Here is a 15,680-nt window from a genome sequence, read left to right as displayed (position 1 = left end):
AGGTTGCGGTAAGGGATGTTCTTGCCGGTCTGCTTCGAGATTTCCGCCGCCAGATCAGCCAGCGTTTGGGTAGGGAAGCAGCCGTAAGTTTCAGCTGATTTCGTACAGAACCTAGTTCACTATGACGCGTACTCTTGCCAAGTTAGCGACCCGCGCAAAGTCCGTCTTGGCGTCACCCTCACGCTGGGATATCACACGGAGCACGGGGTAGTAGGTGCCGGGTTTCGAATAGACGAATGTTTTATGTGTGGCGAGCGCTTCTGACGGCTGATGAGGAAGTGGAGCGTCTAGAAAGTCATCGCTCCCCGTCTGGCTCCATTCTGTTTTCACAATTTTGCCGGCAGAGGGCGGGACGGTAATGTCACCAAGCAGCGTGACGGGCTCCCCGACTTTGGCAATGATTCTCTCACCGCTCCTGGACGTGAGTTTCACAACAGGCTGGATACCCTGCCTTGCTGATGCGTCTGGGGGTAATGAGACCTGGCCATTATTGAGCGCATACTGAGTGGAGCGAGGCGGCGCTATACCATTTTCCACCCAGGCACTTACGTCCCTGACGGCTTGTTCGAGGATGCCGTTGTAATCGATGAGTCTTACAAACTGATTGTCAGCCGCGCCCGAGGCAACAACGCTGCCATCCAAATGGTCTGCATTATCGTTTAACCAGGTCCGCACCTTCGCGTCGTACTGATCCCCCTCTCCTGTCTTCAATCGCTGGCCATACCAGTCGGCATCCCAAGGGTAGGCATCGACATCAAGTGCGTTGGCTATAATTATCATCTTGCCGTTTATCTTGCCGGTGAAGCTACCGCCTCCGCTGACACCTGTGCTGATTATTGAGCCTACCTCTTGGGGGCGTTGCGGGTAGCGTGGAGAACCGTCTGCATTGCGAAATTGATCCCAAACAGCAAATCCACCAGAAACCGGTACCTGATGCCGATGGTAGGACGTCAACGCAATTGCCCAGCGATTATCGACACGAACCTGGGTTCCATTTCTCAGAGCGTTGAGCATATCGGCTTGATTTTGCGCGGACAGCGTAATAACTCCGTGCTCGGCATCTAACGACCCAAGCAATTTTCGATTACCCCCTTCTGCTCCTTCGAGGGTAAAGTCCAACCAAGAGCTGTTCTTGAGGTTCGACAGCCCGGCCACGTGCAAGCTTAGTGGCTTACCAGCTGAGTCACGATCTATCCTTTGAACCGACACTACGCGATCAACTTTCGCCCTTCGTACAAGATTGCCCAGAGTGGATTGCTCGGTACCTAGGTAGCCAGGTTTATTCCAGAAGTCATCTGCATAACCGGGATCAATGCCTTTGACCGAACTGGCAAACCCCAGTAAACCTTGCGGGTCTTTGAGACCCAGGATGTACGCGTAATTATCCCAACCGCGCAAGGGCACACCCATTGCTGTGACCTCCGCAAAAACGGAGGCCTGCGTGGCGTCAAGCGTTGCAAAAGGATTGCCGCTACCTCCCGGTCGCATAGCGTCGGCAATGTGTGACGCCTTATCTTCGAGTACAAGACGTGCGAAAGCACGTACAAAAAAATTGGTTGGAATCGATGTTGGGACGCCAATGACGAATGGGACGGCACCATCCCATACCCCCGACGAGTTCTCAGCCGCCGCGATGGTCAGATAAGACCCACCGCTGCCACCATAGATATAACCGTGGATCTGAGAAGCGGAAAATCCATAGTATTCCCCGGCAACCATCTTCGAGAATTTCGCAGCTGCAGCGTTGGCTCGATAGCCAGAGGGCGAAACAGTATCCACGGTATACGCACCACTTTCGGCACCAAATTTGATTACCCGGTCCGGAACGCTACCGTCTCCCAAGGGATAAACCTTGTGGAAGAAACGCCCTTTCCATTGGGCTTTCGGCGGGAAGAAAAAGCTGAACTTTACATCGGTGCCTTCGAAGTGCCCAGAAACGCGATGCGTCAGAACAGGGCTTTTCAAATCTTCCTGGCTATCGATTACCGGGCGGTCGAACTGCGGATCGATGCAATCTTGAGTAATGAACATTATCCCGCCTGGTGGTGTTTCACACGACGGGGATTGAGACGCTGCGGAAGCTATAGTCGACAACCCGCCAAGCGACACCGCAAGTACCAAGCATCTGGAAGCAACGAACTTCGTATTAAAGCCATTACCGCGATGGAAATCCGTGTCAGGAGGCGGAGCCACTTGAGTCAGGTGTTTAGCGTTGTTCATAATGGCTGTGAATTCCTTGAGGACCTTCAATGGCGGCTGCTGGATAAGTTTTTGAGTCGCTTGAAGCGATAACATCGCTCCGGTTGGGTCTCTCATTTTTCAGTTTGAGAAGCGTGACTTGCTCTACCAGGCAGTATTCAGACAAGCCCCTTTTTTACCCCAGACGAACGAGTATCTGCTTCTACAGAAACACTGGGCTGAGAGGCATGCTCATCAGAACACAGAAAAAGCGACTAACAGCATCTTCTTTACAATCTGCGGATCCTCGCCACGAGATATCTGTGACGCAGCATTACTTAATTGCGCATCAATATAGATAGATGCAAACTCTGATGACATGTCTGCAGAGAATTCACATTTGGCTTTTGCACGCTCCACCCATTTCCTGTAAGCCGTTAATGCTTGCTCTTGAATGAAATCGATTTGTGCTCGTGTTGCCTCACCCAGGTGCATGCGTGATTCGCGCATCTTTATCAAAAGACATCCCTTTGGTATCCCTTGACTGTCACTCACTGAGGTGGCGAATGACACCAGGCTGTCAAGCATCTCTCGAAACGGCTTTTCTGCCTTTAACATCTCCAGCACAGAATCCAGCTCCTGTTCCTGATATTTAAGAATAACGGCTTTCATCAAGCCATCTTCATTCCAAAATTCACGATAAAGACCTGGCTTCGATATATCGCACCTTCTGCAAATTTCATTAAGGGATAAGCTGCGTACGCCCTCTTTCCAATAGGCTTCCATTGCCACATCCAAAACGTGATCACGGTCCAGGGTCTTAGGTCGTCCCCTTGAAGGCTTTGTCGGATTTAAGCTCATTTTGTACCACCTGGTATTTTAACTTGACACACGGCACCCCTCCCCCCTATTTTGTACCGAATGGTACTTAATAGACAACCCAGCGGGAAAGAAAAATGAGCGAAGCCAAAAAAAGCGTCATCATCACCGGTAGCAGCAGTGGATTTGGCCTAAAAGCAGTGAAAGACTTTGCAGACAAGGGCTACCAAGTGTTCGCCACCATGCGTGGCACAGAAGGCAAGAACGCCGCAGTCAAGACCGCGCTGGAAGCGCATAGCAACCTCATCCATGTCGTAGACATGGATGTCACCAGCGACGAATCCGTCAAGACAGCCATTGCTGGTGTGCTGGCTAAAGCGGGCAAGATTGATATTTTGATTAACAATGCAGGCGTAATGTACCTGGGTATTACGGAGGCATTTAGCATTGCCCAAGCCAGGGAACAGATGGAAACCAACTACTATGGCGCCATGCGCATTATACAGGCTGTCTTGCCCGCTATGCGGGAAGCCAAATCCGGTCTGATCATTAACACCTCATCAATGGTCGGCCAGATTTCGGCGCCGTATTTCTCTACATACGCCGCCACCAAGCACGCTCTGGAAGGCTACGTCCAAGGCTTACGTTACGAAGTGGCGCCCTTCGGTATTGATGTTGCCATCGTGCAACCAGGCCCGTTCCCTACAGGTCTGAGTGCTGGAGGGCAAGCGCCTTCCCGTCTTGACGTACTGGAGAGCTATGGTGACTTGGCAAAGATACCTGATGCTATGTTCGCAGAATTCGCGAAATTCATGCAGTCTGACCTGGCACCAGACCCACAATTGGTCGTCGATACTTATTTAGCGTTAGCAGATATGCCTGCCGGCAAACGTCCTACACGCACAGCGGTAGGCATGGTTTGGGGTGTTGATGAAATTAACGCTGCCAAGCAACCCATTCAAGACCGTGTTTTAAAAGAAATGCAACTAGAGAATATTTTAGGCGGCGCTGACGCGTAATTCCCTGAAACAGGGCAGGCTATTCCTTGCCCTGTTTCAGCTATATATCACAATCGCATTCTTTCCTTGAGAAACGCCCAATAGCAGTTCTTCAGCTCCGATTAGCGCAGCGCAATTGAAGAGCAAAGACCTAAGCGCCAACGGCCACTACGCGGGCTGCATACGCTTCAAGGCGAGCAACTTTAGCCACTAGTTAGGCCCCTTGTGGGGCAGGGAGCATACAATGAAAGCTACACTTCTCTATAGCGGCCTACTTGCAATTTTATTCATTGCGCTAAGTGTCCGAGTAATTATTGGAAGAATGGGGCCTGGCAGTCCTAGTCTTGGCGACGGTGGCAGTTCCGTCATGTTTCGGCGCATTAGAGGGCACGGCAATTTCGCTGAGTACGTTCCACTGGCGCTCGTGTTGATTGGATTTCTAGAATTAAGCGGCTCACCGCAATGGCAACTACACACTCTCGGCTCGGTACTATTTGTTGGACGCATTCTACATGGCTACGCACTTTCGTTTACAGACAACAATCCTTTTGGTCGTAACGCCGGCATTTTTGCAACTCTTTTAGTACTGTCCACCTCGGCCGTGCTTTGCATTTGCAGGTATTTTGGTGGCGCCTAATGAGGCGTGCAACGCGACCTTTTTTCGGGCTGTAACTACCGTCCTGGAGCCCAGTCAAAATGTTCTTCGGGGATCCGGATAGTCTGTAATCGTATCGGCTGCATGGCAAGGAGCACCGTTTCTCGATCGGTACTGACTCCGACATAAGCCTCCACCCTTGGTTTTGCTGAGGGACACGGTTGGGTAGAACGCAACGTTGGCCTTACACACCACAGTTATATCGAGTGTGGATCATGATCTGTGTTGAGGGTGGCGCGCTCGCCGCGCCCTCGATCGCTCCTCGTATCCAGCGCACCGCTGCGGCCGTCTCGCCAACGAAATCATGAGAGATAACGTAATCCATGACGCCGGACTCAAGCATCGCCCGCGTATGAACCGTAAGCTCATGGCCGACGAAAATAGGCCGATCCTCAGCCGCAATGGCATCTATTGAGCAAGCAACGCCCCGATTGGCGCCGGCCACGTTGTAGATGGCTGCCGGGTAGTCATGCTTGGAAAAGTAACGCGTCAATTGTTCAGTCGTGGTCTGAGGGCGATCGTCGGACATCACCCGCTCGTCGATTTTCAGATACGGAAACTCGGAACGGAGCACCCGGCGAAACCCCATCTCCCGCTCTTGCTGACAACGAAACGGCACACTGGTCACCAGCAGGATTTTCGCGGGCTCTTTAGGTAACGCATTGCCGATCAGCAACCCGGCGACACTGCCTGCCGCATATTGATCATTGCCAACGTAGGCACTACGCCCGGAGTTAGGCAGGTCGGTGGTCAGGCACACAACTGGAATACCCAGGCTGCAGAGTTTGCGAATCGCTCGGTTGATCGCCGGATGCTCGCGCGATACGACGATCACACCATCCGCTGAAGCGCCCTCAGCCTGAACCTGATCAGCAAACGTGGCGGGATCGACCTGGTTGGTCGGTTCATAGTAGCCATGCACCACGACGCCTGGCGTCGAAGCGTTCACCAATGCCTCGGCGTCGGCCAACGTTGCATTGAAGGTTTCGCCCGAATCGCAAAAGAGCTTGATCTGCAACGTTGCCATGCCATCAGCCAAGTCTTTCTTTAGCTTATCCAGCGCCGCCAGCACTTTCAGACGGGTGTTTTCTCGCACGCCGGGGCGGTTATTCAGCACGCGGTCGACGGTGGCTGCTCCGACCCTGGCCACCTTGGCGACCTGTTGAACAGTGGGGCCCTTCCATAAGCGCGCCGATGTTTGCGTGGTCATATAGCCTGCCCTCTCTCTTGATGTCATTTACATCATATATGTATTCCTGATGGGTGTTTTCAAAAGCAATAACAACCACTACTCCATCTTCAAATTTGAGGTTTTTCACATCATAAATCGCCTATGGCGCGCCTTGATGATTGCTTGTTCGGTGCTAATAATCGAGGCACAACAAACACAACAAACCGCCAGGATAGTCCCATGAATAACTCGCCTCATCGGTTGGTTTCGACCGCCACGGCTACGCCGCTTATGGCCACATACATCTCCCTTTCCCAGTCAACACGCACGCGAGTTCGACGCTGCGTTGATAACTTTCGCCCATCGATAGGTCGTTGAATATGAGCATACGAATCGCCGTCATCGGCGCGGGTATCATGGGGGAGGATCACGCCCGCATCATTGCCCAGGACCTTCCGGGAGCCACTTTGCATGTGGTGTGTGATGCGTCGCCAGAGCGAGCGAAACTGATAGCCGACCGTTATGGCGCTGCTGACGTTTCCACTGATCCTCTGTTCACGCTTTCAAGGTCCGATGTCGATGCAATCATCATCGCCAGCCCGGACGAAACCCATGCAGTCCTGACCATGGCAGCCATCGAGGCAGGGAAACCCGCACTGTGTGAAAAGCCACTGTCTCAAAGCCCGGACCAGTGCCTGGCGGTCATCGACAAAGAAGCCTCTCGGGGTCGCCAATTCGTGCAACTGGGCTTCATGCGCCGGTTTGACCCTTCGTACAGGGAAATGAAAAGTGCCTTGAGCGACGGTGTGATAGGTCGGGCTGTGATGATGCACAACTTCCACCGCAACGTAGAAGCCCCCGCCAACTTCAGCGGGCAAATGGCGATCAGTAACTCCGCGCCGCATGAGTTCGATGTGGCACGTCACGTGCTCGACACTGAATACGTTGCCATCTCAGTGTTCCAACCCACCCACACGTCTGAGGACGGCGTCGGCGCCCCGGTATTCATGGTGCTGGAAACCCGGGAAGGCCATCTGGTGAACATCGAAATCAACAACAACGCCCATTACGGGTACGACGTCCGTGGCGAGTTGGTGGGTGAGCGAGGTTCCGTGCAACTGAACACCCCCGTACATACTCGTTTCAACACCTGTCTTCAGGGTTTTGAAAGGTACGCGGCCGATTGGCGGCCGCGTTTCGCCGACGCCTACCGCCTACAGAACAAAGCATTCGTGGCGTTCATCAACACAGGTCGGTTCCCAGTCCATGCCGCGAATGCCTGGGACGGCTATTGCGCAGCCATTGTCGCCCAAGCCGGCATCGAGGCACTCAATCAGCGTCGCCGGGTCGTGTTGCCGACGCTGGAAGCACCGCCCCTCTACCGGTCGCGAGAAGGAGCTACGTCATGAAGCTGGGATTCGTCACCGACAGCCTCGGCAACCTGCCCCTGCGGGAGATGCTCAAGCAGGCTGAACGGCTGGGAGTGTCGGGCCTGGAGATCAACACTGGCGGATGGTCGACCGCGCCGCACTTTGACTTGACGCAGATGCTCGCCAGTGCCGACCACCGCCAGGCACTCAAACGCAGCTTCCAGGAGCACGGTCTGGAAATCATTTCCCTGAACGCCAACGGCAACCCTTTGCACCCCACGCAGCCTGCACAAGGCCAGTGCCTCAGGGACACGATACGCGTAGCCGGTGAACTGGGAGTCAAGACTGTCTGCACCATGTCTGGCTTACCGGAGGGTCGGGCCGGTGACAGGATGCCGAACTGGGTGGTTGCCTCATGGCCTCCCGAAACCCAGGCGATGCTGCGCTATCAATGGGAAGAACGCCTACTGCCCTTCTGGAACGAGATAGCTGAGCTGGCCAGGGAAAATGGTGTGGAGCGTATCGCTTTGGAATTGCACGGTAACCAGTGCGTCTACAACGTCCGCTCGCTGTTGAAGCTACGCAATGCCATCGGACCGGTGATTGGCGCCAACCTCGATCCCTCGCATCTGTTCTGGATGGGCGCTGATCCGCTGGTCGCCGCCGAGGCACTGGGCGACGCCATTTATCATGTGCACGCCAAAGACACTTTGCTTAATGCGCCAGTCCAGGCCGTGGATTCACTCCTGGAAAATGGCTCATTGATGGATATCTCATCCCGAAGCTGGTCCTACATCACACTTGGATTCGGCCACGGTGAGCAATGGTGGCGACAGTTCTGTTACCGCCTGAAGATGGCTGGCTACGATGGCTGGCTATCGATCGAGCATGAGGACGTTTTACTCAACAGCCTCGAGGGTTTGGAAAAGTCCGTAAGACTGCTACAGAGCGTCATGCCGGTTGCCACCAGCGACTTCAAACCCCAACCCATCTGAATCGCACCACGAGAAAAACCCATGTAATTGCATATTGAAACGCTCACCGCGATGGCGAGTGGGTATCCCCATGAGTTTCAGTCAGGAATATCACAATGACAATTAATTCCTACGGAAATACGGCAGACACTTCAGCCGCCTATGTAAGCCCTGAAAAGCACCAGGCACAGCGCTACCTGCAAAAAATCACTTGGATTGCCACGTTTGGCGGCTTGCTATTCGGCTTCGACACCGGCGTCATCAACGGCGCCTTGCTCTACATGAAAGATGACCTGGGCCTGACACCCTTTACGGAAGGTCTGGTCGCCAGCGCCCTATTGATCGGCGCAATGATGGGGGCACTGTTCAGCGGTCGCTTATCGGACCTCAAGGGTCGCCGCCGTATCATTCTTTTCCTCGCCGTAGTGTTTTTTCTTGGCGCGTTGGCTTGTGCGCTGGCGCCAACCCTCGACGTCATGGTGGCCGCCCGCTTCACGCTGGGGTTAGCGGTGGGCGGCGCATCGGTCGTCGTGCCGGCGTATCTTTCGGAGATGGCGCCATCCAGCATCCGCGGTCGCATCATTACCCGCAACGAGTTGATGATCGTCACCGGACAATTCCTGGCCTTCACCACCAACGCCACACTGGGCAATTTGTTTAGCGATCTCGATGGTGTGTGGCGATGGATGCTTGCCTTGGCAACCCTGCCAGCAGTGGCACTCTGGTTGGGAATGCTCTACATGCCGGAAAGCCCGCGCTGGCTGGCCACCAAAGGGCGCTTCAGAGAGGGCCTGGAGGTGCTGAAACTGGTACGGGAGGAGTACTACGCCAAAGCTGAGATGGAGGCGATCACCCAGCAGATCAGCAACGAACGATTCATCAAAAAAGGCGGCTGGCGTGACCTGTCTCAAAAGGGTGCGCGGCGAATCTTTTTGATTGGCATCGGTATCGCTGTTACGTCGCAGCTGACCGGAGTCAATTCAATCATGTACTTCGGCACCCAGATCCTCACAGAAGCAGGCCTGGAGCAACGTAGCGCACTGATCGCCAACGTCGTAAACGGCATTATTTCGATTGGCGCAACCTTCGTGGGCATTGCGTTGCTCGACCGCGTAGGGCGTCGTCCAATGATGTTGCTCGGTTTCACTGGCACCACATTGTCTTTGCTGTTGATTGGCCTGGTTTCAGTTTTTGTCGATCCCTCCGTCACCCGCGCCATGCTCATCCTCGGCGCCATGGCGATGTTCCTGGCCTCCATGCAAGGGCTGATCGGGCCTGCTTTTTGGGTGCTTCTGGCGGAAATTTTCCCAATGCGCATCCGCGGCGGATGCATGGGTATGGCGATCGCAGCGTTCTGGTTGACCAACGTGATGATCGGCATGTTCTTTCCATCTTTGGTTGCGATGATCGGGATCGGCCAAACCTTCTTTGTGTTCGTGGGAGCAGGACTCCTGTCCCTGACCTTCGTCGCGGTATGGGTACCGGAGACACGCGGCAGCACGCTCGAAGAGATTGAGCAGCGGTTGTACGGTTAGGCTTCGCTTCAGGAGCGATAAAGCCCCTCTTTCACTCTCGTCGCAGGAGAGTATGGGGGGCAACGCCAAAGGCTTTGCGAAAAGCGTGGCTGAAATGAGAGAAGTCGGAGAAACCGAAATCCAGCGCCGCCTGAGAAATACTGCGGACTTGACCGCGCTCAATAGCGTCGCGGCTGGCAAGCAATCGTGCCTTCCAGATTTCTGCGACCGGCGATTTCTGATGACGGGCGAAAGCGCGCGTCACAGTGCGCGTGGAGACATGGTGGGCTTGAGCAATGCGTTCGAGCGACAGGTCCGCCTCGGTCAAATACCGGTGGATGTAATTCATGATCCGGCCGTACAGGTCCAACTCATCATGCGTCTGCTTTAAATCCTGGAGTTCCAGGCTGACCACCAGAAGGTCAAGCAACGTGCTGGAGTAACGGCTGGAGACTCCTGTGTTCTGGAAGCCTGAAGGCATACTCGCGGCTTGGCGTAACATCTCGCGTAACGGAATCACCCCTGGACGACGGTCATCCAGAACCACAGCGGTGCAATCCGCTATGCCGGGCAGCCGCTGGCTGAGCAGTTGTCGCGGAATGCGGACAAGGTGGTTATCAGTACCACCGAAGCTGAATCTGAACGGCTGGGATGCGTCATAAAGAAACAGATCGTCCGCCGCCAGCTTCGTCCGTCGGTCAGCCTGCTCCAGTTCGCCATAACCGCTCCGGGTAAAGCCCAACCACAAATCGTCATTAGGATCACTGCGCAGGTGCTGGGCGGATCGCTCCCAATAGTGCAAGGGGGCGGACAACGTGCAGATGTCCAATGCGCCCATGCCATGCACCTCCAGCGCCCCGTCAAAATCGCTCTGCGCCAGTCGTTTGCTGTCTGCGTCCAGGCAATGGTGACACACCACCTCCTTCCAGTAATCAAACCGGAGGGGTGCCGTAACGGCAAGCGTTGAATACTGACATGTCTGGCTCATTGCATTCACCTCGCGGCGGCGTTTCAACAAAAAAAGCGGGGTAACGTTTTTGCGGGCAAAGCAATTAGCAGGCCATCTCCATCGCCTCATTCCCGCGCTGTCAGACACCTTGGAAGATAGCCGCCTGCGCGTTACATAGGCCGATCCTTCCAACACTCCCCATGCCTCTCCCCATGCCTCTTCTCGGGGCACCTCGCCCCCTTGATTCACAAGCCCCGCACCATTGCTGCGCGCTGTTATGCCGGCCTTTTTGCCTGTCCTTTTTAACCAAACGGTTGTCCATTCGAGCCAAGCACGTTTCATCGCCCCTCGATAATTTTTAATCCATGCCGTGTCCCTACAAGCACCAATGATGAGGTGTCTGATGCATCCACAAGAACAGCAGCGACTGTCCGATTCATCCTGGTTTTTACAGCGATGGGACATGGCACCCGAAGAGTTTGCCACTTACCTGGTACAGCTCGGGACCTTGGCGCTGCAACGCCGATGGAGTGGTACCCACCGCAAAACCCCCACATCCACTGGGATGTAGAACAGCGAACCGTCCGTTTGAGACGGTGATAAAGGAGCCCCCATGGAATCTGCAATCGATAAACATCTCAAATGTCCCCGGACGTTGTCCCGTCGTGTTCACGACGATTACCAGCCACCCTTCCCGATGTTTGTCGGGCGAGCTGACGAAAGTGTGAAGCAAGTCGTGATGGCTTACCTCGGGGTGCAATTTCGCGACGAGCAACGCGTCGCCGCCCTGCAGGCCATGCGCTACATTGACGCCAGCTTTGCCCTCGCCGATGGCCCAGGGAATCACGACCTGACCTACCACCTCGACAATCAGGGTTATGGAAACTTCATCGCCGTGGGTTACTGGCGTGATCCTGCTGCCTATCAGCGATGGTTACTTTCAGCGCCTGTGGCCGATTGGTGGGGCGACGAGGCACGCCTGAACGAAGGGTTGGGGTATTTCCGCGAAGTCATCGCACCACGTGCCGAGCAGTTCGAGACGCTGTATGCATTCAAGGACGATTTGCCAGGTGTCGGTGCGATCATGGACGGCATCAGCGGCGAGATCGAGGAGCACGGCTACTGGGGCTCGGCGCGCGACCGCTTTGCTATCTCACAGACCGACTGGATGCAGCCGACCAGCGAACTGCAAGTCATTTCAGGCGACCCCGCCAAGGGCGGCAGGGTCGTGGTGCGCGGCCACGACAACCTGACGCTGATCCGCTCCGGACAAGACTGGGTCGAAGCCGGCGAGGAAGAGCGCGCGCTCTATTTCAACGAGATGCTGCCGCCCCTGCAAGACGGCATGAACTTCCTGCGTGACGAGGGGCAGGCCCTGGGCTGCTACAGCAACCGCTTCGTTCGCAACGTCGACCTGGATGGCAATCTTCTCGACATCGCCTATGACATCGGTCACTGGCGATCCCTCGACAAACTGGAACGCTGGGCAGAATCCCACCCCACTCATTTACGTATTTTCACCACGTTCTTCCGAGTGATCGGAGGCCTTTCGAAGCTGCGGCTGTATCACGAGGTCTCGGTAGCGGACGGTAGCCAGCAACTGTTCGAGTACATCAACTGCCACCCGCAGACCGGGATGATGCGCGACGCGCAAGTGTCGCCCACCTGACTTCATCGCTGACTCCACTTTTAGCCCTGCGCATTGCCTGACTGGCGATTGCGGGGCTCTTTTTGCCCGAAAAAAGGATCTTCGATCATGAAACAGTTCCGCTACCTGTCGCTTGCCGCCCTCCTCCCCAGCCTTTCCTCCCACGCGCTCGAGGTGGATCCTGGCGATTACGAGCCGCTCCCCGTGGGAGCGACCATCGGCGTGGTCTACTACCAGCACGCCACCACGGACAGTGCCTATGCCCAGGGCCACAAGACCAGCTCCGATTTCAACCTGACTTCCGATATCGGCATTCTGCGTCTGCTGCACATCTACCAGTTGAGCGAGCGACTGACCATCGAGCCGCAATTCCTGTTGCCCTTCGGTCATGTCTCAGGCGGTGGTGACGCTTCTGCTTTAGGCGACGCCAGCGGCATCGGCGACCTCATTCTCACTGCGCCGCTCAAGTACCGCCTCAACGACGCCAACGACACCCTCGGTGCGACCGCCTACTTGTACGTGCCGACTGGCGACTATGACAAAGACGACGCGCTCAACCTTGGCGAGAACCGTTGGAAGGTTGATCTCCAGGCCGCTTACGTCAAGCACTTCACGCAGAAGTGGGCCATCGACCTCGTCGGTGACGCCATCTGGTACGCAGACAACAACGACTTCGGCGCCAGCTCCGCCCGCCGGGAGCAGGACGTTTCCTACGGTGCTCAGTTAATGGGGCGCTACATGCCCGACGAGACCACGGCGCTGGCTATCGGCTTCGGCCACAGTTGGGGCGGGGAAAACCAGATCGATGGTGTCAACCAGGACGACAGGATGGAAACCACCAACTTCCGCGTCACGGCCAGAAAGTTTTTCACTGCCAAGGACCAACTCCAAGTGCAACTTGGACGCGACCTAGCGGTGGAGAACGGTCCCAAAGAAGACTTTCGCATGAACCTGCGCTACGTCAGGGTTTTTTAGACCCCCCCGTCTCTACCACCCGTTGTCCTTATCAACCAAGCGTGTGCCCAACGGCGCGACAGTTGGCTAATGAGATGCCTCTCACCCGAAACGGAGTAACCAGACAATGACCGACCAGCAACCCACCATGGAACAACAACCCTCCCTCTATACCCGTCTTGGCGGCTATGACGCGATCTATCAGTTCGCAGGCGCAGTATTGAGAAAGACAATGGGACACCCCGCCATCGGGCACATCTGGGCCCATATGTCGGAATCGACGTTCCAAAAGGAACACATCAATTTTGTCGATTTCCTTTCCGAGCACTGGGGTGGAAGCGCCAAATACCGGGGTAGAGACATGGTCACCGCGCATCGCGGAATGGGCCTGACCGAGGTGCACTGGCAAGCGGTGCTCGATTGTCTCGAGGCGTGCTACGACGACTACGGTCTGGCCCCGGATCTGCGCAAAGAGGTCAATGACTTCCTCATCAAGTTCAAACCGGCGGTGATCGGGAGCCCCTCCTATCGGGACGTCGTACTCGCACACCCGGAAATGGACCCCGCCAAAGGGATGAGAAGCGTTGGGGTTGTCTGGCCAAAACCCGGGAAGTCATCTCGGAAACAGACCACGCCTGAATCCGAAGACTGATACCCCCGGCATAAGCCTAAGCCACAGCAATGGAGGGCGACCGTGGTGGGGCAAGCGAGTCCCGCTCAACCAAGCGACTGTCCTCCTCAGCCAAGCGCTGCTCAATCTGTGGAGATAGCTTGATACCAGCCCCGAGCACGGCTCGCCAAGAGTGCGCACCGTGCCCGGGCATCCCCGAGATGACGTTTGAACAGACATCGCCAGCCCCTACGGGTTGGCACAGGACAAAGGACACCCCATGGCCATCATCCGCCCGACTCTCGAACACGTGCAGGATCTCGCCAGCCGCCTGCACATACAGCTGACACCCGAGCAAGCCAGCGAATACCTGGCGCTTATGCAATCCAGTTTCGATGCCTACGACTTGGTCGATGAGTTGCCAGATTTCATCCCTCCAGTGCGCTACGAGCGCAGTGCTGGTTACCGCCCTTCAAGCACGGATAATCCGCTGAACGCCTGGTACTACAGAACTGAGGTGATGGGCGCCAGTTCGGGCAAGCTTTCTGGCAAGACGGTCGCGCTCAAGGACAATATCTCTCTGGCCGGTGTCCCGATGATGAACGGCGCCGCACCACTGGAGGGTTTCGTACCTTCGTTTGACGCCACCGTGGTGACGCGTCTGCTCGACGCTGGTGCAACCATCCTCGGCAAAGCCACCTGCGAACATTACTGCCTCTCCGGTGGTAGCCATACCTCGGACCCCGCGCCTGTGCACAACCCTTTTCGCCATGGTTATACGACGGGTGGTTCGTCTTCGGGCAGCGCGGCGCTTGTGGCGACGGGGGCGGTCGACCTGGCTATCGGTGGCGACCAAGGCGGTTCCATCCGCATTCCTGCCGCATGGTGCGGCATTTATGGAATGAAACCTACCTGGGGTCTAGTGCCTTACACCGGGGTCATGGCGATCGAGTCCACTTTCGATCATGTCGGCCCCATGACGAGCAACGTACGCGATAACGCGCTCATGCTCGAAGTGATGGCCGGCGCCGATGGGCTCGACCCTCGCCAGGCCGCCCCCAAGGTCGATGCCTATTGCGATTATCTGGAACGAGGCGTGACCGGACTTCGGATCGGGGTTCTCCAGGAAGGCTTCCAACTCGCGAATCAAGATCCACGTATCGCAGAAAAGGTACGCAGCGCTATCGCCCGGCTCGAAGCTTTGGGCGCGCGGGTCGAGGAGGTATCGGTTCCCGAACACAACCTGGCGGGATCGTTATGGAGCCCTATCGGCTGTGAAGGCCTGACCATGCAAATGATGCACGGCAATGGCGCGGGTTTTAACTGGAAGGGGCTGTACGACGTGGGCCTGCTGGACAAACAGGCCGGTTGGCGCGATCAGGCAAACGCATTGTCGCCGTCACTCAAGCTTTGCATGTTCGTCGGCCAGTTCGGTCTGGAGCGCTACAACGGTCGCTACTACGCCAAGGCCCAGAACATTGCGCGCTTTGCCCGAGCGGCCTATGACAAGGCGCTGGACACCTATGACCTGCTCGTCATGCCGACAGTGCCAATCACCGCTCAGCCGCTCCCGGAACCGGGTTCTTCAATCACCGAGACCGTCACGCGTGCGTTGGAGATGCTTGGCAATACGGCCGCTCAAGACATTACGGGGCACCCCGCCATGTCGATCCCGTGTGGCCTGGTGGACGGACTGCCCGTGGGGCTGATGCTTGTCGGAAGACATTATGCCGAAGGCACCCTCTATCAAGCGGCAGCCGCATTCGAGGCCTCTGTCGATTGGCGGACGTTGTAGACCTGCGCATCGCATTGGCGAACGAACACCGGCAAGTAGCACTGA

Annotated in this window: 13 protein-coding genes; 9 read left to right on the top strand and 4 right to left on the bottom strand. The window is 56.0% G+C overall.

Annotation, left to right across the window (positions count from 1 at the left end):
- Positions 1–111 precede the first annotated feature (111 nt).
- Positions 112–2,031: a Tat pathway signal sequence domain protein gene (locus TK06_RS04395; RefSeq protein WP_086936565.1), complete on the bottom strand. Its 1,920-nt coding sequence runs from the start codon at positions 2,029–2,031 to the stop codon at positions 112–114.
- Between the two features lie 402 nt (positions 2,032–2,433).
- Positions 2,434–3,039 carry a TetR/AcrR family transcriptional regulator gene (locus TK06_RS04390; protein WP_086936564.1) on the bottom strand — a complete coding sequence of 202 codons (606 nt, stop codon included), beginning with the start codon at positions 3,037–3,039 and terminating at the stop codon, positions 2,434–2,436.
- A 95-nt stretch (positions 3,040–3,134) separates the two neighbouring features.
- On the opposite strand from TK06_RS04390, the gene TK06_RS04385 reads away from it, so the two are divergent.
- Together TK06_RS04385 and TK06_RS30550 are read left to right on the top strand one after the other, a co-directional pair.
- Positions 3,135–4,016: an SDR family oxidoreductase gene (locus TK06_RS04385; protein ID WP_063320999.1), complete on the top strand. Its 882-nt coding sequence runs from the start codon at positions 3,135–3,137 to the stop codon at positions 4,014–4,016.
- A gap of 223 nt (positions 4,017–4,239) precedes the next feature.
- Positions 4,240–4,632, top strand: a complete 393-nt coding sequence (locus TK06_RS30550) for an MAPEG family protein (protein ID WP_086936563.1) — start codon at positions 4,240–4,242, stop codon at positions 4,630–4,632.
- Between the two features lie 202 nt (positions 4,633–4,834).
- Here TK06_RS30550 and TK06_RS04380 read toward each other — a convergent pair whose 3' ends face one another.
- Positions 4,835–5,860, bottom strand: coding sequence for a LacI family DNA-binding transcriptional regulator (locus tag TK06_RS04380; RefSeq protein WP_063325058.1), 1,026 nt, complete (start codon positions 5,858–5,860; stop codon positions 4,835–4,837).
- 341 nt (positions 5,861–6,201) lie between these two features.
- Here TK06_RS04380 and TK06_RS04375 point away from each other — a divergent pair, with 341 nt between their 5' ends.
- From TK06_RS04375 to TK06_RS04365, 3 genes are all read left to right on the top strand, one after another.
- Complete coding sequence (locus TK06_RS04375) at positions 6,202–7,230, top strand: Gfo/Idh/MocA family oxidoreductase (protein WP_063320998.1); 1,029 nt, start codon at positions 6,202–6,204, stop codon at positions 7,228–7,230.
- Positions 7,227–8,186, top strand: a complete 960-nt coding sequence (locus tag TK06_RS04370; RefSeq protein ID WP_063320997.1) for a sugar phosphate isomerase/epimerase family protein — start codon at positions 7,227–7,229, stop codon at positions 8,184–8,186. The genes TK06_RS04375 and TK06_RS04370 overlap by 4 nt, the downstream gene beginning before the upstream one ends.
- Before the next feature lie 95 nt (positions 8,187–8,281).
- Positions 8,282–9,700 (top strand): sugar porter family MFS transporter, encoded by a 1,419-nt coding sequence (locus tag TK06_RS04365; RefSeq protein ID WP_063320996.1) that lies wholly within the window; start codon positions 8,282–8,284, stop codon positions 9,698–9,700.
- A gap of 31 nt (positions 9,701–9,731) precedes the next feature.
- Here the strand turns inward: TK06_RS04365 and TK06_RS04360 are convergent, their stop codons facing one another.
- Entirely contained in the window at positions 9,732–10,667 is a 936-nt protein-coding gene (locus TK06_RS04360) for a helix-turn-helix domain-containing protein (protein WP_063320995.1), read from the bottom strand.
- A gap of 574 nt (positions 10,668–11,241) precedes the next feature.
- Here TK06_RS04360 and oxdA point away from each other — a divergent pair.
- The 4 genes from oxdA (at position 11,242) to TK06_RS04340 (ending at position 15,635) form a co-directional block, all read left to right on the top strand.
- Complete coding sequence (oxdA, locus tag TK06_RS04355) at positions 11,242–12,297, top strand: aliphatic aldoxime dehydratase (RefSeq protein WP_063320994.1); 1,056 nt, start codon at positions 11,242–11,244, stop codon at positions 12,295–12,297.
- An 87-nt stretch (positions 12,298–12,384) separates the two neighbouring features.
- The gene (locus tag TK06_RS04350; protein WP_063320993.1) at positions 12,385–13,251 is read left to right on the top strand and encodes a transporter; all 867 of its coding nucleotides are present in this window, start codon (positions 12,385–12,387) and stop codon (positions 13,249–13,251) included.
- Between the two features lie 106 nt (positions 13,252–13,357).
- On the top strand, positions 13,358–13,882 hold the full coding sequence (locus TK06_RS04345) for a group I truncated hemoglobin (protein ID WP_063320992.1): 525 nt from the start codon (positions 13,358–13,360) through the stop codon (positions 13,880–13,882).
- Positions 13,883–14,120: 238 nt separating this feature from the next.
- Positions 14,121–15,635, top strand: coding sequence for an amidase (locus TK06_RS04340; protein ID WP_063320991.1), 1,515 nt, complete (start codon positions 14,121–14,123; stop codon positions 15,633–15,635).
- The last annotated feature ends 45 nt before the right edge of the window (positions 15,636–15,680 follow it).

The organism is Pseudomonas fluorescens (genome assembly GCF_001623525.1).
GTDB lineage: Bacteria > Pseudomonadota > Gammaproteobacteria > Pseudomonadales > Pseudomonadaceae > Aquipseudomonas > Aquipseudomonas fluorescens_Q.
The sequence above is the reverse complement of the archived record's forward strand: the minus strand, read 5'-3'. Positions and strand labels throughout refer to the sequence as shown.

Excerpts from the sequence above, each read along its gene's own strand:
- oxdA (WP_063320994.1), top strand. The coding sequence starts at position 11,242 with ATGGAATCTGCAATCGATAAACATCTCAAATGTCCCCGGACGTTGTCC.
- TK06_RS04375 (WP_063320998.1), top strand. The coding sequence starts at position 6,202 with ATGAGCATACGAATCGCCGTCATCGGCGCGGGTATCATGGGGGAGGAT.
- TK06_RS04340 (WP_063320991.1), top strand. The coding sequence starts at position 14,121 with ATGGCCATCATCCGCCCGACTCTCGAACACGTGCAGGATCTCGCCAGC.
- TK06_RS04380 (WP_063325058.1), bottom strand. The coding sequence starts at position 5,860 with ATGACCACGCAAACATCGGCGCGCTTATGGAAGGGCCCCACTGTTCAA.
- TK06_RS30550 (WP_086936563.1), top strand. The coding sequence starts at position 4,240 with ATGAAAGCTACACTTCTCTATAGCGGCCTACTTGCAATTTTATTCATT.
- TK06_RS04385 (WP_063320999.1), top strand. The coding sequence starts at position 3,135 with ATGAGCGAAGCCAAAAAAAGCGTCATCATCACCGGTAGCAGCAGTGGA.
- TK06_RS04345 (WP_063320992.1), top strand. The coding sequence starts at position 13,358 with ATGACCGACCAGCAACCCACCATGGAACAACAACCCTCCCTCTATACC.
- TK06_RS04360 (WP_063320995.1), bottom strand. The coding sequence starts at position 10,667 with ATGAGCCAGACATGTCAGTATTCAACGCTTGCCGTTACGGCACCCCTC.
- TK06_RS04365 (WP_063320996.1), top strand. The coding sequence starts at position 8,282 with ATGACAATTAATTCCTACGGAAATACGGCAGACACTTCAGCCGCCTAT.
- TK06_RS04395 (WP_086936565.1), bottom strand. The coding sequence starts at position 2,031 with ATGTTCATTACTCAAGATTGCATCGATCCGCAGTTCGACCGCCCGGTA.
- TK06_RS04390 (WP_086936564.1), bottom strand. The coding sequence starts at position 3,039 with ATGAGCTTAAATCCGACAAAGCCTTCAAGGGGACGACCTAAGACCCTG.
- TK06_RS04370 (WP_063320997.1), top strand. The coding sequence starts at position 7,227 with ATGAAGCTGGGATTCGTCACCGACAGCCTCGGCAACCTGCCCCTGCGG.
- TK06_RS04350 (WP_063320993.1), top strand. The coding sequence starts at position 12,385 with ATGAAACAGTTCCGCTACCTGTCGCTTGCCGCCCTCCTCCCCAGCCTT.